At 59.1% G+C, this 21,878-nt stretch carries 15 protein-coding genes; 8 read left to right on the top strand and 7 right to left on the bottom strand.

What is annotated here, in order from left to right; all coding sequences use genetic code 11:
- The first annotated feature begins 7 nt into the window (after positions 1-7).
- Entirely contained in the window at positions 8-1,618 is a 1,611-nt protein-coding gene (locus AOA59_RS18920) for a gamma-glutamyltransferase family protein (RefSeq protein ID WP_099488695.1), read from the top strand.
- Between the two features lie 112 nt (positions 1,619-1,730).
- On the opposite strand, the gene AOA59_RS18915 is transcribed toward AOA59_RS18920, so the two are convergent.
- Positions 1,731-2,636, bottom strand: a complete 906-nt coding sequence (locus AOA59_RS18915) for a LysR family transcriptional regulator (RefSeq protein WP_099488694.1) — start codon at positions 2,634-2,636, stop codon at positions 1,731-1,733.
- A 111-nt stretch (positions 2,637-2,747) separates the two neighbouring features.
- Between AOA59_RS18915 and AOA59_RS18910 the strand changes: the two genes are divergently transcribed.
- The 5 genes from AOA59_RS18910 to gabP all read left to right on the top strand — a co-directional run bounded on the left by AOA59_RS18910 (position 2,748) and on the right by gabP (position 13,573).
- Positions 2,748-3,524, top strand: coding sequence for an SDR family NAD(P)-dependent oxidoreductase (locus AOA59_RS18910; protein ID WP_178076271.1), 777 nt, complete (start codon positions 2,748-2,750; stop codon positions 3,522-3,524).
- 170 nt (positions 3,525-3,694) lie between these two features.
- A complete protein-coding gene (locus AOA59_RS18905) occupies positions 3,695-5,092 on the top strand; it encodes an aspartate aminotransferase family protein (RefSeq protein WP_099488693.1) in 1,398 nt (465 codons plus the stop codon).
- 72 nt (positions 5,093-5,164) lie between these two features.
- Positions 5,165-6,532 carry a glutamine synthetase family protein gene (locus AOA59_RS18900; protein ID WP_099488692.1) on the top strand — a complete coding sequence of 456 codons (1,368 nt, stop codon included), beginning with the start codon at positions 5,165-5,167 and terminating at the stop codon, positions 6,530-6,532.
- Positions 6,533-6,726: 194 nt separating this feature from the next.
- Positions 6,727-11,916, top strand: a complete 5,190-nt coding sequence (locus tag AOA59_RS18895; protein WP_099488691.1) for a dermonecrotic toxin domain-containing protein — start codon at positions 6,727-6,729, stop codon at positions 11,914-11,916.
- A gap of 244 nt (positions 11,917-12,160) precedes the next feature.
- Complete coding sequence (gene gabP, locus AOA59_RS18890; RefSeq protein ID WP_218177941.1) at positions 12,161-13,573, top strand: GABA permease; 1,413 nt, start codon at positions 12,161-12,163, stop codon at positions 13,571-13,573.
- 73 nt (positions 13,574-13,646) lie between these two features.
- Here gabP and AOA59_RS18885 read toward each other — a convergent pair whose 3' ends face one another.
- From AOA59_RS18885 to AOA59_RS18875, 3 genes are all read right to left on the bottom strand, one after another.
- Entirely contained in the window at positions 13,647-14,384 is a 738-nt protein-coding gene (locus tag AOA59_RS18885) for an IclR family transcriptional regulator (protein WP_065931445.1), read from the bottom strand.
- Positions 14,385-14,551: 167 nt separating this feature from the next.
- A complete protein-coding gene (locus tag AOA59_RS18880) occupies positions 14,552-15,889 on the bottom strand; it encodes an MFS transporter (protein WP_099488690.1) in 1,338 nt (445 codons plus the stop codon).
- An 81-nt stretch (positions 15,890-15,970) separates the two neighbouring features.
- Entirely contained in the window at positions 15,971-16,948 is a 978-nt protein-coding gene (locus tag AOA59_RS18875; protein WP_099488689.1) for a hydroxyacid dehydrogenase, read from the bottom strand.
- 350 nt (positions 16,949-17,298) lie between these two features.
- Between AOA59_RS18875 and AOA59_RS18870 the strand changes: the two genes are divergently transcribed.
- Together AOA59_RS18870 and AOA59_RS18865 are read left to right on the top strand one after the other, a co-directional pair.
- Complete coding sequence (locus AOA59_RS18870; protein WP_065931442.1) at positions 17,299-17,976, top strand: RraA family protein; 678 nt, start codon at positions 17,299-17,301, stop codon at positions 17,974-17,976.
- 78 nt (positions 17,977-18,054) lie between these two features.
- Entirely contained in the window at positions 18,055-19,284 is a 1,230-nt protein-coding gene (locus AOA59_RS18865; protein ID WP_239694316.1) for an MFS transporter, read from the top strand.
- A 43-nt stretch (positions 19,285-19,327) separates the two neighbouring features.
- On the opposite strand, the gene AOA59_RS18860 is transcribed toward AOA59_RS18865, so the two are convergent.
- From AOA59_RS18860 to AOA59_RS18850, 3 genes are all read right to left on the bottom strand, one after another.
- On the bottom strand, positions 19,328-20,347 hold the full coding sequence (locus AOA59_RS18860; RefSeq protein ID WP_099488688.1) for an alpha/beta hydrolase: 1,020 nt from the start codon (positions 20,345-20,347) through the stop codon (positions 19,328-19,330).
- Between the two features lie 15 nt (positions 20,348-20,362).
- Positions 20,363-20,818, bottom strand: coding sequence for a GNAT family N-acetyltransferase (locus tag AOA59_RS18855; RefSeq protein ID WP_099488687.1), 456 nt, complete (start codon positions 20,816-20,818; stop codon positions 20,363-20,365).
- A 148-nt stretch (positions 20,819-20,966) separates the two neighbouring features.
- Entirely contained in the window at positions 20,967-21,743 is a 777-nt protein-coding gene (locus AOA59_RS18850; RefSeq protein WP_170875863.1) for a hypothetical protein, read from the bottom strand.
- Positions 21,744-21,878: the final 135 nt, after the last annotated feature.

The following is a 21,878-nucleotide window of genomic DNA, read 5'->3' as shown; positions in this document are numbered from 1 at the left end:
CTTTGCCATGTTGAAATTCTCCGCTCACGAATACCCCTACCCGTCGCAACGCCAGAGCGTATTTGCCCGTCGCGGCATGGTCGCGGCGTCCCAGCCGCTGGCGGCCCAGGCCGGCATCGAAATCATGCAAAAGGGCGGCAATGCCATTGATGCCGCCATCGCCACCGCCGCTGCGCTGACCGTTGTAGAGCCCACCGGTTGTGGCCTGGGTGGCGATGCCTTTGCGCTGGTGTGGTGCAAGGGCCAGTTGCATGGCCTGAACGGCAACGGCCATGCGCCGGCCGCCTTGAGTATCGAGGCGGTCAAGGCGGCGGGGCATCAACAGATGCCGCTCTACGGCTGGACCTCGGTGACGGTGCCCGGTTGCCCGTCGGCGTGGGCCGAATTGTCCAAACGCTTCGGTAAATTGCCGTTTGCCGATTTGCTGCAGCCGGCCATCAGCCTGGCGCGCGACGGTTTCCCGTTGTCGCCGGTGGTTGCCCATCAATGGCAGATATCCTTGAACGAATTCAGCCCGCACCGCGATGACGTGCTGCAAGCCTGGTTCGACACCTTCCTCATTGACGGGCGCGCCCCCCGGGCCGGCGAGATTTTCCGCAACCCGGCCCAGGCCCGTACCCTGGAAGAACTCGCCGCCACCGGCTGCGAAAGCCTGTATCGCGGCGCGCTGGCCGAGCGCCTGGATGCGCATTCGCGCGCCAGCGGTGGTTACCTGCGGGCCAGCGACCTCAAGGATTACCGCGCGCAGTGGGTGGAGCCGATCCACATCAATTACCGGGGCGTGGATGTTTGGGAAATCCCGCCGAGCGGCCAGGGCCTGGTTGCACTGATGGCGCTGAAGATCCTCGAAGGCTTCAACTTCGATCACCGCGACAGCCAGCAAACCTGGCACCGCCAGCTGGAAGCCATGAAGCTGGCCTACAGCGACGGCCTGCATTACATCACCGACCCTGCGCACATGCGCGTGGCGGTGGCCGACCTGCTGAGTGACGCCTACAGCACCCGTCGCCGTGGCGAGATCGGCGAGCAGGCGCAGCCGCCCAAACCCGGCGCCCCCCATGCCAGCGGCACGGTGTACCTGGCGACCGCCGACGCCGAAGGCAATATGGTGTCGTTCATCCAGAGCAACTACCACGGCTTCGGCTCCGGCGTGGTGCTGCCCGACAGCGGCATCGCCTTGCAGAATCGCGGGCAGGAATTCAGCCTCGATGAGTCCCATTCCAACTGCCTGGCACCGGGCAAGAAAACCTTCCACACCATCATCCCGGGGTTTCTCAGCAAGGACGGCCAGGCCCTTGGCCCGTTCGGCGTGATGGGCGGCTATATGCAGCCCCAGGGCCATGTGCAGATGGTGATGAACCTGGTGGACTTCGGTCTCAACCCCCAGGCGGCCCTCGACGCACCGCGCTGGCAATGGCTGGGCGACATGAAGGTCGGCATCGAACACGGCGCGTCCCGCGACCTGGTCAATGCGCTGGCGCGACGCGGGCACAAGGTGCAGACCGACAGCGACCTGACCGACTACGGGCGCGGGCAGATCATCCTGCGTGACCCGGTCACCGGCGTGTTGTGCGGGGGCACCGAGCCACGGGCGGACTCACATATCGCGGTTTGGTGAGCGGCTACACAAGCGCTGAGCCAGACGGCTAATAATGACGGGGGGATGAGTTGTTTGATCTTCGCGACGGCGAGTGGGCGCCGCCGCAAGCCTCAATGTGCACGTTGACTCATCAAGTACGACGAGGCTCGCCCTGGGTAATTTCGCGTATCAGGCTCAGGTAACGAAGCGCGCCCAGTCCCAGGGGCCGGTTTTTTACCCAGATGATATCGACCCATAACCGCATCTGACTTGGCATGTAGTCAAACACCACCTCCGTCAATGCGCCTGAGGTGATGAGAGGGTGTACCAGCGATTTTGGAAGGTAAGCCCAACCCAACCCTTGCTGCACCAGGTCCAGCGTGGCCAGATAATTGTCGCTGTGCCAAATCCGCCGCGACAGCACAACACGTGGGTCAGAGTCTGCAGGCCCTCCTGTGGCGACGATGATCTGCCGAACGTTGACCAGTTGCTCCTCGCTCAAGGGGCTTTTCTTGCCGGCGGCCGCAGGGTGATCTGGAGCAGCAACCGCGACCAACAACTGGCTCCCGGCTTCAAGAAATGTTTCTCGCTCATCAAGCCCTGGTCGTTCAAAGCCAAGTGCCAATTGCACACGCCCTTCATGGAGCATGCGCATTGCCTCTGGATGGGACGCAGAGCGAATCTCGATTTCCAGTGTGGGAAACTCCCTGGCGATAATCGCCAGCGGACGATTCCATACGCCTGTTTGCAACTCCGGCGCCATCGCAAAGACCAGGCGCTCCTCCAGCCCCTGATGCAACTGGAGGGCATGGGCATCCAGCAGGTTTATCTGGCTCGCGACCTGGCGTGCCTGGGGCTCAAGTGCCTTGGCGGCGGCCGTTGGAATGGCTTTGCGGGTTGATCGGTCAAACAGCAACAAATCCAGCTCGGCCTCAAGCTGCGACACCGCCATGTTGATGGCCGAGGGCACACGGCCTAATTTTCGCGCCGCCGCCGAAAAGGATCCGCTGTCGATGACCGAGAGGAAAATTTTAAGTGACTCACTGGTAAACGCCATGGGAGTTGTCAGATTTTCTGATGATGATTGTCTTTATGTATCAGATTTATTCGCCTAGTTTCTACTCTCTTTCGCATTAAATACGTGGGGCACACCCTGTTGGATACGCAAATGAGAGGGCAGGTTGCGCTCATCAGTGGTGCCGGGAGTGAATCCGGGATCGGCATGGCGATTGCCCGCAGGCTGGGTGCATCCGGGGCGAAGTTGATCATCACTGCCAGCAGCAACCGCATTGTGGATCGGGTTAAAGAGCTGCGCCTTGAAGGGTTTGAAGTTGAAGGCCGGCCCACTGATCTTACCGATGAAAGTCAGGTGCGAGACTTCAGCCTCTGGGCAGAGTCAGTCTGGGGGCGGGTCGATATTCTGGTGAACAATGCCGGTATGTCCATGCACGGCAGCCCTGAGATTTTCTCGGAATTGGCGTCGACGGAACTGCATGACTGGAACCTTTCACTGGCCCGAAACCTGACCACTGCCTTTCTGCTGACCCGAGCCGTGTTGCCCGGTATGAAGGCGAGAAGTTGCGGGCGCATTGTCAATATCAGTTCCACCACGGGCACCCGCGGGAGCAATCCGGGGGAAGCCGCTTATAGCGCCGCCAAGGCCGCGATGGTGGGCATGAACATGGGGCTTGCGCTTGAAGTCGCCAGGCAGGGGATTACCGTCAACAGCGTGGCCCCCGGCTGGATCACCACGGGCTCAACCACCCCCGTTGAAGCCGAGGCGGGGCGCTTCACCCCGATAGGGCGTGCAGGCAGCCCCCGCGAAGTGGCGGCGGCGGTTGCATTTCTGGCATCGCCTGACGCCAGCTACATCACCGGGGAAGTCCTTGTGGTGGATGGCGGGAACTGTCTGGTAGAGAACAAAGCCCCTCACGGCGATTGTTAAGTTTGAATACGCTCCAGCGCGCTCAATCCACGATGGTGGGCGGGGGGCTATAACCGAGATTTATAACAGCGCGATGTATCAAGGATACAGTTGAGTTTTTTGAGCCGTATCCGGCTGTCATCGAGCAACGAACTTTTAATTAATTTGATAATTAACATGGGGTATTGATCATGTCGAAAAGTGGAATCAGTGAATCAGCGATTGCTGCTTTTACCGCCTCCGAGCGTGCCCGGTTTATACAAAACAACCCCACTTCACTGGCGCTGGCCGAGCGCGCCAAGGCGAATCTGTTCAACGGTGTGCCCATGCACTGGATGAGCGATTGGTCGATGCCTTCGCCGCTCTTCGTCCAGCGTGCCAAAGGGGCGCGCTTCACCGACGTTGACGGGCATGAATACATCGACTTTTGCCTCGGCGACACCGGCACGATGTTTGGCCATTCACCTGATCCTGTTGCCCGCGCCATCGCCGAACAGGCGAACAATGGCTTGACCACGATGCTGCCGGGCGAAGACGCAGTGGTCTGCGGCGAGTTGCTGGCTGAGCGATTCGAGCTGCCTTACTGGCAAGTGACCGCCAATGCGACTGACGCCAACCGTTATGTGCTGCGCTGGGCCCGCGCGATCACCCAGCGCAAGGTGTTGCTGGTGTTCGATGGCTGCTACCACGGCACCGTGGATGACGTGATGGTGCGCTACCGCGACGGCAAGACAGTGCACCGTTCAGGCCTTGTGGGCCAAGCCTACGACTTGAGCCAATACAGTCGATCCATCCCCTTCAACGATGTCGCCGCACTGGAGGCGGCGTTAGCCCAGGGTGACGTTTGCGCGCTGATGTGCGAGCCGGCGATGACGAACATTGGCATGGTTCTGCCGGATCCGGGGTTCATGCAAACGTGTCGAGAGCTGACCCTTAAATACGGCAGCCTGTTGGTCATTGATGAGACCCACACTATTTCCACCGGCCTCGGTGGATGCACGCGCCAGTGGGATTTGAAACCCGACTTTTTTGTGGTGGGTAAACCCATTGCAGGTGGCGTGCCTTGCGCCGTGTTTGGCGTTAGCGAGCCAATCGCCTCGGCCATGCGCGACGTCCAGAAGACCATCAGCGAGGAGAGCGGCGGGCATGGCCACAGTGGCATGGGAACGACGCTGTCGGCCAACGCACTGGCGATGCGCTGCATGCGCGTCAGTCTTGAAGAGGTCATGACCGAGTCTGCCTACGAGCACATGCTGCCCCTGGCCTCTAGGTTGGCCCAGGGGTTTCGAGGGGTGTTCAAGCGGCACCAGCTGAACTGGTCGGTAACAGAGTTGGGCGCGCGTTGTGAATTTCAATTCTGTGCCACACCGCCAAGAACAGGCGCGCAAGCCGAGGCGGCTTTTCACGACAGCCTTCAAATGGCGCTGCATCTCTATCTGATCAATCGCGGAATTCTGATCACGCCTTTTCACAACATGACCCTGTGCTGCCCGCAGACACGTGATGGGGATATCGACAGGCTGATCGCTGAGTTGGATAACGCCCTGACCACGCTGCTTGCCCTGCCTGGCGCGCGGGTTATCGCTTGATAACGGCACGTCTGAAAACGCCATTGTTCTTACATACTGCCAGTCGCTTGAATGAGCGCTAAGAGGTTTGACATGCAATTTGCGGATAAAAAAGAGGCCCTGGATTATCTGGCCGCCCACCCTGAAGTGCTGAGCATCGAGCTGTTCCTTATCGACGCGAATGGCGTTCCACGGGGCAAACTGTTGCATCGCGACGAACTGCTGGCGATCTACGAAAATGGTCGGCCATTGCCAAGTTCCATTCTCGCCTTGACCGTGCAGGGTGAAGACGTAGAAGACACCGGCTTGGTCTGGGAGGTTGCTGACGCCGATTGTTGGACATACCCCTTGGCGGGAAGCCTGACCTTGCAACCCTGGCGCACCAACCCCACCGGTCAAGTACAGGTGAGCATGCACCCGACCCAAGGAGTTCCCGCCGCACCGGCAGACCCGCGCCACGTACTGGTGAACACCATCGAGCGGCTCAAAGCCGATGGGTTGCATCCGGTCATGGCCGTTGAGTTGGAGTTTTACCTGCTGGACCGACAACGCGACGTCAACGGTCGGCCGCAGCCGGCGTTGCAGGCCAATGGCGTACGCCCTGTTGCTCCACAGGTCTATGGCGTATACGAGCTGGAGCAGCTTCAACCGTTTCTTGATGACCTTTACGCGGCGTGCGCGCTGCAGGGCTTGCCGGTACGTACGGCGATATCCGAATACGCGCCAGGCCAGGTCGAGTTGACGCTGGAGCATCGGTTCGACGCACTCCAGGCCATTGATGAAGGCGTACGTTACAAACGCCTGGTCAAGGGTGTGGCCAACAAACATGGGCTGCAAGCGTGCTTCATGGCCAAGCCATTCAGCGATCAGGCCGGCAGCGGTATGCACCTGCACGTCAGCCTGGCCGACGAGCACGGCAATAACCTGTATGCGAGCGAAGACCCACAGGGCACGCCACTGTTGCGGCACTCCATCGGCGGGATGATGGAGACCTTGTTTGACTCGCTGGCGATATTTTGCCCCCACGCCAATTCCTATCGACGCTTCCAGACCGGTAGTTACGCGCCGCTGGCTAAAAGTTGGGGCGTCAACAACCGTACCGTTTCGTTCCGCGTGCCCGGCGGCCCTGCCATCAGTCGGCATATCGAACACCGCATTTGCGGTGCCGATGCCAACCCCTATCTTGCCGCTGCTGCGTTACTGGCGGGCATTCACTACGGCATCACTCATCAAAGCGATCCCGGCGCGGCGATTGTGGGGAATGGCTATGAACAGGCGACCGATTTTCTACCCACCGACTGGCTGACAGCGTTGCAGGCACTGCAACGTTCAACCTGGGCACGGGAGGCGCTGGGCGCTGAGTTCCTGAAGGTGTTCCTGGCGATCAAGTGGCGCGAGTTCCGTCAATTCAATGCTGAGGTCGGAGAACAGGACTGGCGCTGGTACCTCACTCACGCATAAATGTTGGCCCGCCAGGCTTTACTGAGGGCGATGCCGGTACGCTATTGAGCGCACTTGCGCGTTTGCGGGGTGCAGGCGAGCGATGCGTCGAGCATTCCACGGAGCATGACGCGCTGGTGCATATGTAGCCCCTCGGCTGAAACTTGAAACGCCAGAGTGATCTTCAGCAGCCAATCCGGCCCGGAGAACACTCAATGAGCACTGACGCCTCACCGTATTTTTTCAGCGAAACCCAAACCGATCGCACGCAGCTAAGCGAGCGCCAACGCGCTCGCAATTTTACCCTCAAGGACCTTGACTGGTTCGACTCGGTCTATCTGGCCACCGATGCTTTGCGGCAGGCACACAAAGCGCCGATGCACGTCCAAACCCTGCAACTGAAGGTGCTCGGTCAACTGGCTATTGAATTGGCGGGTGCATTCGTCATGAGCCCCGCCCCAGAAGGCGGGGTTGTTCTCTATACACCCGCTCGTGGTCTGGAAAAACTGGAAAGCCATGAAACACTCAAGACGCAACTGAAGTCGCGGCTCAAAGACTCGTCACAGCGCCAGGCGTTGCTTGATTACCTTTCCATCTCCCAGCAAGTATCCCTGACGCCTACTGCAACCCTGACGATTACCGCACATACCGTGGCTGGCGCTGTCTTCGAAGCACAACATACGACCCTCTCCAATAACCTGCTCGAAAATGCGCGTTTGATGCGCGAGGAGCTGCTCAAGCTGCCCAGTTTCACTGCTCTGCTGGATGAATACATTTCCTCCAAGTTGGCGCAGTCTTTTCCGGGTGTGGATCAGCGCCAAATCCAGGTGCAGAGTTATGTCATCGACGCATCCCGCGAATCAGGCAATTCTGATACGCCAACGTCCCGACACACGACCACCCGCTCCTTGAGCGAAACCGTCCTCAGGTATTTCGTCGTCAATGGCTGGCCTGTGGGTGAAACCCGGCGCTACTACAACCCCCGGCAGCCTGTTCAAGAAGCTGATGATCAGTTGCGTTGGGACGTATCAGTCCAAGGATTGGCCCAGGGCTTGAAAGCCTATATGAAGCTACAGCCCAAGACATTTTGGGCGCTGCCGGCCGCCGCAGGGTTCTCACGGCTACAACTTTTTACCCATGCCATGGCCAATGCCTTTTTCACGGTGGCGCTGGAGCAACAACAGCAAACTAAAATTACGGTTGAGCAGCGTCTGCAACTACAGGCCTTGCCGCTCAAGGCTGCGCTGCCCGCGACAACGCTGGCTCCCGACGTTGATGTTGAAAAGGCACTGCTGAGCGAGCCTGAACAGGCCTCCGCCGAGCTGGCAGGCACACTCATCATCAGCAGTAACAAAAGCGACGATGGCTCGCCCTGGCTGCTCTATACCCCCCATCAGGGCCTGCAATCGTTTACCGAGTTGGAAGCACTCAAAACCCACCTTCTTGATGGTCTCAACTCCCGGCAGCATGCCGATGCCTGGAGAAAGCACCTGTCCAGGCCGGAACGCTATAACGAAGTCGACCTGCTGGCCTGCGACGTCACCAAAGGCCCCATCACCGGGGTTATTTTCCAGCGCATCATGGAGGGCATCATTGAGAAACAAGGTCGCAACCTTGAATACGCCCTCGATCAGTATCGCCTGAGCCAGGGCACGATGGACCTCGATGCCCTGGTCGACCATGTGCTGGATGTGCGTGACATGATTGACCCAAAAATACTGACCTTCGAACCCATGGGGCGTTGGAGTACCCAGTTGGCAGAGACCTGGACTGCGACGGCGACCGAACCCAGGGTTCCACCCACGCTTGCTGCAATGCGCACAACTGTGCATTTACTCGAAAACGTCACTGCCGAAATCGAACAACACCTAGCGTTTCGCCCCTCGCTGGAGCGTTCCGTTATCACCTGTCTCAATACCAAACTGCACGCTATCAAGCAGCAACACTTGCAGGCTGCGTGCCTCTCGGTACGCCAATACAGCAACCCGTCGAGTAACACTGGCAAGCCTGAACTGCTGTCATCGAGCAGTATGGTCGACTATTTTCTGGCGCGTTTATGTGGCGAAGCGGGCCCACTCATTGATTCGCTGAACACCCACGTTTACTCAACGGCGCCTGACAAACCCCCTACCAAGATCTCGGGCATCGACGCCGCCACCTTCAATACGCTGATCAACAGTGCAGTCGCTGAGTTTAAACAGTACCTGCGTAGAACCCACGGCGTGTCCCCCAACCTGCAGCCCTTGCTGAGAAAGGCAATGGAGATGGGCTTGACAGGGGAGGTGCAAGTCAGGCTTTGGAACAACGCTTTATTGCCCCTCGACTACGAAGTGCTGTTGACCGTGTTAGGTATTTACGCCAGAGACTTACGCCCTGGCGTCAACGGGTTCCGCCCTGATGCGTTTTCTTTGCAGGTCGTACCGACTGGGCAGAATACGCCGTTGGTACTCAATAACTGTTTCGTGCTGACCGAGCGGGGCGGGCTTGATCCTCGATATTCCGGCCGCACGCTGCTGTGGACGCCCGCGTTGGGCCTGGAAACGTTCTACTCGTTAAATGACTTCAAAGCAGAGATGGATCGACGCCTGGCAATCCCCAACGAGCGACAGGCTTTCCTGGCGAACCTGGCGCCACCGGACTGGGATGCACAACCGAGCTATGCATTCAGCGCCCTTGAACTGATCGAAGACAACCTCGTCGAGCACTTGCAACGAACCTACGCTCAACAAAAAGACCGTGAACTGGCGCACATCCTGTCCATGCAGCTGTCGGTCGAACAGTTGCGTAAGCTCTGGCAGGTTCAAGCCACACAAAGCCTGGCGCCCACCAACGTGCAGCGTGCCAAGGACATGGTCGAAGCCATGATCCTGCGACAGGGTTTGCAATGGTTGGGCAAAGCCTGTGCAGTGGATCAACAGCTCTACGTCGAATTGCTGGAGCAGTACCGAAACACTGTCACCGACAATCAGGATTACCTGCACGGGATCGACTCACTGGCGCAGTTCACGCACAAGAAACTCAGCGCTTTGCTCAAGGACCTTGACGTTCAGGACAGCGTCACACCCGATGGAGTCGAAGTCGGGTTACCGGCGCAGGGCAGTACGCCTGCCCGCAACCAATACCTGCTGGACTATGCCTTGAGTCACCAGTCGTACTGGAAGGATGAGGTGCCCCTCTTCGCCAGCACCGGTACAACGCCGTTGCCATCCACCCTGGATGGGCAGACGCTGAAAACGCGGATACAGGCGTTGAACATCAACGCGGCTTACCAAACGTACCTGAAATCCTTCCTGGGTCCTGCCAGCCCGGACTTTGAGCAACGTTCTACGCGATTCGCCAAGCAACTGCCGTGGCAATTGATGCAATACGCTCACGGCATGAGGTTGCAAGACCAGCTTTCACCGACGGCCTTCGGGCTCATTCAACAGATCATGGACATGCCCGATGCGATCGCCCGTGCGACAGTGGTGGGTGCCAACGCCATGATCCGCCCTCTGGAACTGTTGGTCGATGACGGGAAGAAAACCATCAAGATTCCCGGGGCTTATTTGATCGGCTCCGCCTCCGGTGATGAGGGGCCTCAAGTCCTGTATGCCCCCTATAGCCCAGGCTACACCCTCAAGGAATATACCGTTGAGGCTGCACTATGTGCTGAGTTGACAGCCTGCGGCGAATTACAGCGTTGGGTTCGGCAGGTGGTCCCGGCCGTTGACCTCGCAGCACTGACAAACGCACTGGAGCAACCCCAAGCCAGCACCACCCTGCAGCTGGCAAGCAACCCCATCAACGCTGCTCTGTTCAAACAGCTGTTCACCGACAATGTCGAGCTGCTGACAACGCTGCTGGGCTGCCAAAAAGCCGCTGATGCAGGCACTGCCTGGGATACGGCCAAGGCCGTGTTCTCTGAGGGTGTGCAGGCGGCCACTGTATTTTTTGCCGGTAAACTGGCCTACCCCCTGGTGGTCTGGCAGAGCTATAAACTGTTCAAGGCTTCTGCCGAAGAGCTGCAAAGCCACCAATGGCATAAGGCACTGGGGCATTTCATCAGTGGTGTCGCCTTGCTGGCCGGTTTGAGCGATTCCATGCCTCCCGTATCAGAGGGCGGCATGCCCCCGGCACCCGAGCCGATCTCGCCGCCTTCCACACCTGCGAGCTCTGTGGTGACCTGGCCCGCGCTGGACATTACCGCTGCTTCCCGCACCCGGCTCCAGCGTTTCGAAGTCCTTGAGCCGAGCTTGGCCAACCTGATCAAAGACACCTCACTCAACCTTTACCGATCGACCTCCAGCCATTACTACGCGGCGGTGGCAGGGAAAGTGTTCGAAGTCATCAAGCATGGGCTGGGTTGGCGCATCATCGGTGATGGCGAAGTCGGTCCTGAGGTACAGAACAACCCTCGACAACAGTGGATGCTCAGTAGCGCAGGTCCAGTGCTGACGGGGCGACGGGCAATTGCACGATTAATTAATCGCTTCTACTCCGAGCCCTATGCGCGCTCCAGCATGAATGTATTGGCCAGCGGGATGCGCGAGATACGAGCGCTTTACGCTCGGGAATCCTGGGTTATCACCGATGCACTTGCCTTGGCGACGTTTTATGCAAAGAACGCCCAGGAAAATTTGCGCCTGATCGCACAAACACCCCTTGCCGCACCTGAGCTCGTCAAACAGATCAAAGCGTTTTTCGGCTTGCAAACGCTCGAGGTCGAACACCTTGAAAAAATTCAGGAGATCGTCGATAAGGTCTGCAGCGCGTTGATGGAGCCCTCACTGACCTCCTCGGACTCAGCGCGATTTGTCATTGGCCGTTCGCGGTTGCCGGCTCTTCATGGCGGGCACACCTTGATGGCCTTTACGATAGTCCCAGACCCGCTTCAACTGGTGTACTTGACCGAGGTGTTTTTCGATCCAGGTCTGAACTACAGTCATTTGTTGATAAAGCCGTTCTATGTCAGCGTCCACGCCCGTGCGACGACTCTCATTCACGAAATCACTCATCATGTATGTGAGACGTTGGACTTGGCTTACGTGCATTCAACCCATCCCTTTGATGACCTGATTGATCCCCAAACGCCTGAGGGCCGTAGCACTAAAGTAACCCTGGAAAACCGCCATCTTTCAAGGCTGTCGCTCAATACCCCGCCCCATGAGTTGTTCCAGGTTGTCGATATTGCAACCGGCCTCAAAACAGACCCTGCACAGGGCACGTCAACCCAGCATGTGCTCGACAGGCTGCTCACCGTTACCGGCGCCCAAACCCTCGCCGAGGCCCGGCGAGTTTTCCGTACCAATGCGCTTAAACGCATCCTTACGGTACTTAACAACGCCGACTCCGTCGCCTACCTGATTGCACAATTGGGGCGTCGAAAAGAGATACCTGTTGGCCTGATCAGCAATTCCCCCTGATTCGCTATGCCCATGACTGCAGCGTCAGGCCTGCTCCTGTACAAGATGCGGAACAGAGGTTCGCGCGTGTTGCAGGCATCCCGCCTGACTGGGCGCACTGCATGTCGATATCAGGCGCTTGTGTGCCGCTATGAGGCTATTTTTGCGCTGGGAAGGCCGCGTATTGTGACCCGTCATTGGAAAATGATGATCGCCTGACCCTCTAGTCAGTACGTCTTAACGTCGATCAAAGAGAACAATAAGAATGATCAACAGCCCAAGTTCGAAGGATGCAAGCGGCCAGCTGGCGCAGGGTTTCAAGCCGCGTCACGTCACCATGCTCTCCATTGCAGGGATTATCGGCGCAGGGTTGTTTGTCGGGTCTGGGCACGCCATTGCGGCGGCGGGCCCGGCGGTGATGCTGGCCTACCTGTTTTCCGGCCTGCTGGTGGTGCTGGTGATGCGAATGTTGGGAGAAATGGCGGTCGCCAACCCTGACACAGGATCCTTCTCCACCTATGCCGATCAAGCCATCGGCCGCTGGGCCGGGTTCACCATCGGCTGGCTTTACTGGTGGTTCTGGGTGCTGGTGATTCCCATCGAAGCATTGGCCGCCGGGCATATCCTCAACCAGTGGTTCCCGCAGATCGACGCTTGGCTGTTTGCCTTGTTGTCGATCTTTTTGTTGGTGGTGACCAACTTGTTCAGTGTGTCCAAGTACGGCGAATTCGAGTTCTGGTTCGCGATGGCCAAGGTGGTGGCGATCATAGGTTTTATCGGCCTGGGGGGCGCAGTGTTGATGGGCTGGATTCCCGAACGGGAGGCCAGCGGTTTGAGTCGACTGATGGATGAGCATGGAGGCTTTGCGCCTAATGGTTTGTCGGCCGTCGTTGGCGCATTCATTACCATCATGTTCAGTTTTATCGGCACTGAAGCCGTCACCATTGCGGCTGCGGAGTCCAGCAACCCGGCGCAGAATATCGCCCGGGCGACACGTTCGGTGATGTGGCGCATCGGCGTGTTTTATGTGTTATCGATCTTCGTGGTTATTTCCGTGGTGCCATGGAATGACCCGTTGCTGGCGTCGGTCGGCTCTTATCAGCGTGCACTGGAGCTGATGAACATTCCCCATGCCAAGCTGCTGGTGGATGTCGTCGTGTTGATTGCGGTGGCCAGTTGCATGAACTCCTCCATCTACATTGCTTCGCGCATGCTGTATTCACTGGGCAAGCGTGGGGACGCGCCGGCCTTGATGAAAAAGACCTCGGCACAGAGTGTGCCCAGGGCTGCTGTGATCGCCAGCACCATCCTGGGCGCTGGCGTGACCTTGCTCAGTTACTTCATGCCGGCTGGGCTGTTCCAGTTTCTGCTGGCCAGTTCGGGCGCCATCGCCTTGCTGGTGTACCTGGTGATCGCCGTTTCACAATTGCGCATGCGCAGAGTATTGCAACAGCGCAATATTCTGCTGACGTTCAAAATGTGGCTGTTTCCCTGGCTCACCTGGGCGGTCATTGTATTTATCTGTTGTGCATTGGCGGTGATGCTTTTAACCCCCGAGCATCGCTTCGAGGTGTCTTCGACGATCGGCCTGGCCTTGCTGATTTCACTGCTCGGCGTCATCACCGCGCGGGAGCCCCACCCTGTACAAACACCGATTCCCGCCGTCTCGCGCCCATGAAAGCACGGCCGGTCACCGCTGCTGTTGGATCAGTTCGCCCTGACCTCGTTGGCGACTGCGCTGGCGCCGCCCTCTATTTTTTCGAGCGCGTTTTGGCTGTCGTTGGCTCTTGTGCATCGGCCAGCGCATCGCCGCCGAGGCTGCGGGTGAGTTGCACGGCGGCGCTCTGAAACAGCGGGTGCAGGGTGTGTGCCTGCTCGGCCGTCAACCGGCTGGCGGGTCCCGATAAGACAAGGGCGCCAATCAGGTTTTCCCCTGGACCGAAAATGGGCAGTGCCATGGATGACGCGTGCGGATCTGTCGCGCCTACGGAATAGATCGGCTTGATCATCTTCGCCGCCAATGAGTAGGGCGTGCGCAGCGCTTCGGCGCCGGCCGCGCCGTCCATTGGGCGGGTGTCGCCGGGTTGCAGGTGCAGGCGCAAATGATGGGGTGAGTTGACTCGATACAGGCACATTCGGTAGGCGCCATGCCTGACGTAGAACGAGGCTGTCTCACCGGTTTCCTGGGTCAGTCGATGCAGCAGGGGCGTAATGTGGCGCTCCAGATCCAGCCCGTCCTGGTAGACAGTGTTCAAGCGCATGATCTCTGTGGCCAGTTGATAGCGGCCATCGGCCAGGCGAGTGATCAGCCCGTAATTTTCCAATGAGACCATCAAGCGCATGATGGTGCTTTTGATCAGCCCGGTTCGGTCTGCCAGCTCCGCCAGTTCCAGGGCAGTGTCACCTATTTTGAACGCGGTGAGCACGGTCAGCACCCGATCAGCCGAAGCCACCCCGGTGACTGCCGGGCGCGGGCGAATTTTTACCATTGGGTTGCTCCTTGTGAGTTGCGGTGTCGGGCGGCGCGTGAACAGGCTGCAAAATACTGCCATTGACGCGTGGGGGCAATGCACACGGACCATCAGCCTGGCGCTGCAAAAAAAACGCTGCCGGCGGGCGCGACCCGACAGCAGCGAGGGTGCAGCTTTTACAGAGGTCAGCTGGCCTTGGCTTGCTTCTTGAACGCCACAGGATCACTCGATGTGTTCATGTGTTTGCGGCCGATCAACAGCACCATCATAGCGCCCAACGCGCACAGTGCCGCGAGCGGCAGCAAGGCCAGTGCGTGGCTGCCGGTGGCATGTTGGATGGTGCCGTAGACGTTGACCATCAGGCCCCCGCCGATCAGGTTGGCCATCGCGCCAACCGCCGCCAGGCCTGCCGCTGCGGTGGAGGAAGACAGCCACGTCGACACCAGTGCCCAGAACGGTCCTTTCATCGAGTAAGCGCCGATCAGCACCATGGACATCATCAGTACCGTCGCCGACAGCGAAGAGGTCAAAAGCGCCAGTAACAGGCCGACGGTGATCAGCAGCAGGGTGGTCGCGGTGTGCCAGCGGCGTTCGCCGGTCTTGTCGGAGCTGCGGCCCCACACAATCATCAAGATCGACGCCAGGCCGTAAGGAATCGCGTTGACCAATCCGATTTCCAGGTTGTTCAAGCCGAATGTCTTGAGGAGTTGCGGTGCCCAGACGCTCATGGTGCTGCCCGCTGCCGACGCGCCGGAATAGATCAGCGCCAACACCCAGATATGTTTGTGACGCAGCAGCTTCCACAGCGAGATATGCCCGATCGCGGTTTTGCGTCCGCGTTCTTCAGCCAGTCGCAGGGTCAACCAGGTGCGTTGCTCGTCACTCAGCCATTTCGCTTGCTCGGGGCGATCGGTCAGCACAAACAGGCAGGCGATACCCAGCAACACCGCTGGAATGCCTTCAATGATGAACAGCCAGTGCCAGCCGCGCATGCCGAACCAGCCGTCCATGCTCAGCAACAGGCCGGACAGGGGCGAACCGATAAAGTTGGCGCCGGGAATGGCGACCATGAAGATCGCGACCATGCGCCCACGGTACGACGCCGGCAGCCAATAGGTCAGGTAAAGCAACACGCCAGGAAAGAACCCGGCCTCCGCAGCGCCCAGCAGGAAACGCATCACATAGAGGGAGTTGGCACCCTGCACGAACGCAGTGCCCGCCGACACAAGCCCCCAGGTGATCATGATGCGGGCGATCCAGACGCGGGCCCCAAAACGTTGCAACGCTAGGTTGCTCGGCACCTCGACCAGGAAGTAAGAGACAAAGAACAGGCTGCTGGCGAAACCGAAGATCGCGGGCGTCAGCCCCAGGTCCTGGTTCATCTGCAGGGAAGCCATGCCGATATTGCCGCGGTCGATGATCGCCAGCAGGTAGCAGAGGATCAGGAACGGCAGCAGTCGCCATGCCACCTTGCGCATGGTTGAACGCTCGATGGCGCTGATTTCGGTGGAGCTGATAGACATGACGCTCTCCCATTTTGTTTTTTTTGGAGAAGTGTTCCGGCCCGTGCCTCGTTCGGAGAAGCACGGGCTATATGAGTTCAATCACTGCGCATACAGGTGACGATTGACCACTGCGCGCGGGTCGGGCGCGATACCGTCCCAGAAATTGATAATCTGCCGCACCGCCAGCAACCCCACGCGGTCCCGCGCTTCGGCGGTATTGGCGCCGACGTGGGGGGTCGCCACCAGCGTCGGCAGGCCCCATAACGGCGAATCGGCAGGCGGCGGCTCGGGGTTGAACGTATCCAGGCCGGCGCCGCCGATATGACCCGTACTCAGTGCCTGTACCAAAGCGTCGGTATCAATCAGCTCGCCACGTGCGGTGTTGATCAGCAGGCTGCCTGGGCGCATGCGCTTGAACTGCGCCTCACCGAACAGGTTGCGGTTCTGTTCCGTGAGCGGGCAATGCAGGCTGATAATATCGCAGCCCGCCAGCAGGGCTTCGAATTCACTGACCTGCTCAACGTTGGGCAAGTCGGGCAGGCTTTTCAGGTACGGGTCATAGACCTTGACCTGCATGCGCAGCGGGGCGACCAGGTCCATCAGAATCCGGCCGATTGAGCCCAGTCCAACCAGGCCGAGGGTCTTGCCTGACAGCTCGATACCTACCGAGTGGGCTTTATCCCAGTGCCCATCACGCATACGTGCATCCAGCAGGGCAGTGTTGCGCGCGACGCTGAACATCAGTGCCAGCGCGTGCTCGGCGACCGACTGCGCATTGGCGCCGAGGGCGATGGTCACGGGAATCTCACGTTCGGCGGCGGCCGCAATGTCGATGGTGTCGTAGCCCACGCCGTGTTTGGCAATGATCTTCAACTGCGCGGACGCCTGGATCATTTCCCGCGTCAGGTGGCCCTGGCGCACGATGATCGCGTCCGGTTGCTCGCGCGCAATGATCGCAGTCAATGCTTCGGCGGCGGTGTAGGGGAGGGTGGGTATCACACGCACGCCGTGTGAAGCGGCAAAGGCCATGGCTTCGGCAGTCAATTCAGGGCCGGTCAGCAGAAGGGTTCGGGTCATGTTGCGCACCTTGGTTTTTTTATCTGTGTGCAGCTGAGGTTGAGTGAGATGCCCCTCAGTGGTGACTAAAACTTATCATAATGAAACGTCGTTGCAATAAAAAAGATTGGTGTAGAGGTGGGTGCGCGATTTTCGTCGCCGTCGAGCGTCACATATAGTCTAAATAAATCACGTATCTAGCTCACTTATCCGCCTGATTGAGAGCATTAATGGTGCGAGGGCGAGGTGATGAGCTGCCTGCAAGGCTCCCTTGCAAGGCAAAAAATGAAGTGGTAATTTTAAAACGTCGTTTCATTTTAAGTGATTTCGTAATCACGCACGGCCTACAAAAAACACAAGAAGGTGTCCCCATGTCCATTGGTTTCAGAGTGCTCAAACAAGATCGCAAAGTGTCTGCCGAATGGGTTGAGCGCTATCGGACGGTGCCCGTCGCCAATATCAGCGACTCGATGAATCGCATGACTGCCGGCGGCGCCAGCCTGCGGAGCATGCATCGCCAGGGCGTGTTGGTGGGGCCGGCGTTGACGGTCAAGGCACGCCCCGGCGACAACTTGATGCTGCACTACGCCATTGATATCGCGCAGCCGGGCGACGTCATTGTGGTCGATGCCGGCGGCGACCTGAGTAACGCGCTGATCGGTGAAATGATGGTCGCCTATGCGGCCAGAAGAGGCGTGGCCGGCATTGTGATCAATGGTGCGATTCGCGACGCCGCGAGCATCGGCGCGGGTGACTTCCCATTGTTCGCCGCCGGCGTTACACACCGCGGCCCTTACAAAGATGGCCCAGGCGAAGTCAATGTGCCGATTGCACTTGATGGCATGGTGATCGAACCCGGCGATCTGATGATCGGCGACGAAGACGGCTTGCTTTGCGTGCCGTTTGACCAGGTGGGTGAAGTGTATGATCGTGCCCACGCCAAGCATGCTGCCGAACAAAAGCAGCTTGAGCAGATTGCCCTGGGTGAAAATGACCGTACCTGGGTCTTGAAATCTCTTACACAGAAGGGTTGCGAATTCCCTGGCTGATCCTTGACACCCTGGCCGTAGCATTCGGCCAGGGTTTACGGGTAAGGCATCGCAGTCTTCATAACTCAAAGGCTTGCTGTGACTTCCGCTCCCACCACCCGATGGCCCGCGCCGATTCGCGCATTGAGCCACCGCAACTTCCAGATCTACTTTGTGGGCCAGGGCCTTTCCACCCTCGGCAAATGGATTCAACAGGTCGCGCTGGCCTGGTTGGCCTATCACTTGACGGGCTCGGCCGTGTTGCTGGGGACGATCGCCTTTTTGACGTTGCTGCCGCAGTTATTGATCGGGCCATTAGCGGGAGCCTGGTCGGACCGCCACGACAAGCGCCGCCTGTTGATGGGCGTGCAAACCCTGCTTTCCCTGCAATCGCTGGTCCTGGCCGTGCTGACCTGGCAGCACTGGATGAACCGGGAGGTGATCATCGTCATGGCTCTGATCCTCGGCTTGCTCAATGCCCTGGAAACCCCCCTGCGCCAGGCGCTGATCAGCAGTTTCGTCGATGACCCCAAGGACCTGCCCAACGCCCTTGTATTGAATGCGATGCTGATCAACGCCGCCCGCTTCATCGGCCCGCCCTTGGCGGGGCTGCTGATCAACTGGAGTGGTGAGGCCGGCTGTTTTCTGCTGACGGCTGTCGCGTTTGGCATGTTGCTGATCGGGCTGGGCAGGGTGCAGAGCCGTCTGCAAGCCAAAGCCCAGGGTTCTACCGGAGAAATATTCCGTGAGGGGCTGCGATATTTGTGGAGCACGCTGCACATCCGGCGCCTGCTGATCAGCGTGATCATGGTCAACCTGCTGGCTTCCTGCTACACCGTGCTGTTGCCGATTCTGGCAAAAAACGTGTTTTCGGGTGACGCACAAACCCTGGGTTGGTTATGGGGTGCCGCCGGTGCGGGGGCGTTTGTCGCGACGATTTTTCTGGCGTTCGTCGGCGGAGCGTCGAACCTGCAACGCATCATTGGCATGGGGGCATGGGTGTGCGCGATATCGTTGTGTGCGGTGGCCGCCAATCCCCCGTTGTGGTTTACCCTGATCGCGCTCGCCGGTCTGGGTTTCGGCATCACTGTGAGTAATGTCAGCAGCAACATGACCCTGCAAAGTGCCGCCCCCGAGGCGTTGCGGGGGCGAGTGATCGCGTTCTATATCGCCATGCGTTTCGGCTTTGAGGCCATTGGTGGGCTGTTGGCCGGGCTGGCGGCCGCTGCCTTCAGTGTGCAATGGACCTTGTTGCTGGCCGGTGCATTTTTGTTGGTGTATCAGGGGGCGAGCGCATGGGTTGACCGCAAAGCGCGTGAACGCCAGTGATGCGCGACTGTTTGCTGAAACGACTCCACTCCTGTTTTAGGGATTACGGTAAATTTTTACTCTGCAGCCAGGTAGTCATGACCTCAACCAGTTCCGCCTTGCACTCCACCGGCAACCAATGCCCGCCGGACAAGCTGGTTACGCTGAGGTCTGCGCAAGCCGCACGCATGGGGTCGCCCAACCGGTTGCCCTTGATGGTATTCATTGGGTCGTAGTCGCCGTTCACAAACAGCACGGGCAATGACAGGCGGCCGCCATCGGGCGCTCGGTGCGCATAGTCGATATTGGCATCGTCGTTTAAATACCACGCGCAGGGCGCGCGGAAGCCATGGGCTTTGAAACTGTGCACCAGTGCAGCGAAGTCCGCCTGCGGCCATAGCGCCAGGTCGGGTTGGGTGGGTGGCGCCCGATGCGCCTCGCCAAACCGCCCACCTTTGCGGGTCACTTCGGCATTTGATGCCACCTTGGTGATGTTCGCCGGGTCGCCGCGTCGATAAATCGAGGCCAGCGATGCGGCTTTATCCGCATCAAGATCAGCGACGGCAGACGCAAAGTGCGTGTTGTAGTAGCGGTAGTAATCCCATTGACCATCAGGGTACTGGTCTACCGGATAAAGCGTGCGGTCCACCAGCGGGACGAGCGTGGGCAGTGCATTGGTGCTCGGGAAGTACGGCACCGACACCAGCACCACGCCACGGCCGCGCTGCGGTTGATGGGCGGCCAGTTCACCTGCCACCACGCTGCCCCAGTCATGGCCCACCCAAATGGCGGGTGCGCCACCGAGATGGTCATGCAGCTCTGCCATGTCGGCCACGATGTTTTCAAGGGTGTAGGCATTGAGGGCGCAGGGCGCAGATGAGCCGCCATAGCCGCGCATGTCGGGTGCGACGCAGTGCCAGCCTTGGGCCGCGAACGCCTGTATTTGCGCGCGCCAGATCAGGCTGAGTTCGGGCCAGCCGTGCAGGAAGATCATCAACGGCCCATTGGCCGGGCCCGACTCCAGATAGTGCGTGGTATGGCGGGGTGTGTGGAAAATCCGCGAAGTCAATGTGAATGTGGACAAAGGAAATCCTCCTGATTACCGCACGAACTTTACATAGACAAGCTCAAGGTCATGCTCATCAAGGTTCTCGATTCGCCCGCTCGGTATAAACCCGGCCTTGGCGAGCATGGCTTGGGACGCCAGGTTGGAGGCATTGGTTGACGCAAACAACTTGGGCGTTTTGCACAACGCTTCTGCGCCCGCCAATAATTGCAGCGCCAGACCCTGACGTTGATGCATCGGCGACACGACCACCAGCGCAACAAAGTCGTAGCTGAAAAACTCATCAGTCAACACCAGGTAGCCCGCACATTCACCGGCAGTGACGACGACCAGGCATTGTTGGCCAATCACCGCGTCATGGATAAACACGCGCCGATGAGCGTGGGCTGTGGCGTAGGCGTCCAACTCCACCAGGGCGCGTACGTCATCAGGCGTGGCCTGGCGGATCAGCCGGTTTTCAGGGGCCGGCGGGTGTCGGTCTTGGGCCATTGGAATCACCGTTGGGGCGAATGGGTAAGGTATTAGTGTTGAAGGCGTTTTCAGTGTTCAAAAAAAGAACGGCGGGCACGTGCATCAGCAGCATACAGCCAGCGCTGGCCGTGAGCGCCTCCTTGGCCAGCGCTTTGCTGTCAGCGTGTCAAGCGCCAGGCCTGACGCGGAATGCCAGGAAGACCGGGCCGGCAGGGAAGGTACTGACTTCCAGCTCATCGAGGGGATTGAGTGTTTGTGTTCGCACCCCTGCGTTGCTGTAGAGCGTGTGGCTGCCCAATGCCGCAATGTTGATCTTGCCGGCAGCCGCCTGGATCAGCGTGGCCTTGAACCCTTCAGTCACATCGTCACCCAGGGTGAGTGTGACGTCAGTGTTGCTGATCACCAGGATCGACTTGCCTGAATCGGCCATGGTCAGGGGCCTGCTGGCCGTGATCGAGGCACTGGTGTGCACGTGGCCCCCGGCGTGGTAGCTGACCATCCTGGGGTCGGCGAAGATACGCGCGAAGGCCCCGACATAGTTGACACTGGCGCGCATGTCATCGAACTGTTCCAGCACATAGGTGCCGATGCTGCCGGAGACGTCAGTGCCGGGGTCCAGCGCCCATTTGCGCCCGACCATCAGCCCGATCCGGGTGTTGGCACGCACACCGGCGCGCAGCTCTTCGAGAAACAGTGTGCTGATCTGGCCGCCGCCTTTGCCCTGGGCATAGGTAAACCGGGCAATGGAGTGGCTATCGCCCGTAGGGCTGCCCTGGGAGGTATCGACCTGGTAGTCGATGTAGTCTGCCGAGACGATGGTGCTGGTGGTGTTGGCGTTAGGCGCCCAGGTGAAATCCAGAACCCTGCCGGTTTTGATCTGTTGCTGCGAGACGGTGGCCTGGGTGGTTGTGGTAGAGCCTGACTGCTGCAAGTCGTCATTCATGATACTCATCCTTAAGTAATGTGCGTGCTCGTGTAGGGGGCGACATGGCCCGACGCGCATGACCGCCGTCATAGCGCTATTTTTCTACAGCCTTAGCGTGCGCTTTAGGCTGTATGGATAAACAGTAGTTCGGGT

It is taken from the genome of Pseudomonas sp. 2822-15 (assembly GCF_002742515.1).
GTDB lineage: Bacteria > Pseudomonadota > Gammaproteobacteria > Pseudomonadales > Pseudomonadaceae > Aquipseudomonas > Aquipseudomonas salomonii.
The sequence above is the reverse complement of the archived record's forward strand: the minus strand, read 5'-3'. Positions and strand labels throughout refer to the sequence as shown.

What these genes read in the sequence shown, in the direction of transcription:
- gabP (WP_218177941.1), top strand. Translation starts at nt 12,161, where the DNA reads ATGATCAACAGCCCAAGTTCGAAGGATGCAAGCGGCCAGCTGGCGCAG.
- AOA59_RS18850 (WP_170875863.1), bottom strand. Translation starts at nt 21,743, where the DNA reads ATGAATGACGACTTGCAGCAGTCAGGCTCTACCACAACCACCCAGGCC.
- AOA59_RS18870 (WP_065931442.1), top strand. Translation starts at nt 17,299, where the DNA reads ATGTCCATTGGTTTCAGAGTGCTCAAACAAGATCGCAAAGTGTCTGCC.
- AOA59_RS18885 (WP_065931445.1), bottom strand. Translation starts at nt 14,384, where the DNA reads ATGGTAAAAATTCGCCCGCGCCCGGCAGTCACCGGGGTGGCTTCGGCT.
- AOA59_RS18875 (WP_099488689.1), bottom strand. Translation starts at nt 16,948, where the DNA reads ATGACCCGAACCCTTCTGCTGACCGGCCCTGAATTGACTGCCGAAGCC.
- AOA59_RS18855 (WP_099488687.1), bottom strand. Translation starts at nt 20,818, where the DNA reads ATGGCCCAAGACCGACACCCGCCGGCCCCTGAAAACCGGCTGATCCGC.
- AOA59_RS18905 (WP_099488693.1), top strand. Translation starts at nt 3,695, where the DNA reads ATGTCGAAAAGTGGAATCAGTGAATCAGCGATTGCTGCTTTTACCGCC.
- AOA59_RS18920 (WP_099488695.1), top strand. Translation starts at nt 8, where the DNA reads ATGTTGAAATTCTCCGCTCACGAATACCCCTACCCGTCGCAACGCCAG.
- AOA59_RS18910 (WP_178076271.1), top strand. Translation starts at nt 2,748, where the DNA reads ATGAGAGGGCAGGTTGCGCTCATCAGTGGTGCCGGGAGTGAATCCGGG.
- AOA59_RS18895 (WP_099488691.1), top strand. Translation starts at nt 6,727, where the DNA reads ATGAGCACTGACGCCTCACCGTATTTTTTCAGCGAAACCCAAACCGAT.
- AOA59_RS18915 (WP_099488694.1), bottom strand. Translation starts at nt 2,636, where the DNA reads ATGGCGTTTACCAGTGAGTCACTTAAAATTTTCCTCTCGGTCATCGAC.
- AOA59_RS18900 (WP_099488692.1), top strand. Translation starts at nt 5,165, where the DNA reads ATGCAATTTGCGGATAAAAAAGAGGCCCTGGATTATCTGGCCGCCCAC.
- AOA59_RS18880 (WP_099488690.1), bottom strand. Translation starts at nt 15,889, where the DNA reads ATGTCTATCAGCTCCACCGAAATCAGCGCCATCGAGCGTTCAACCATG.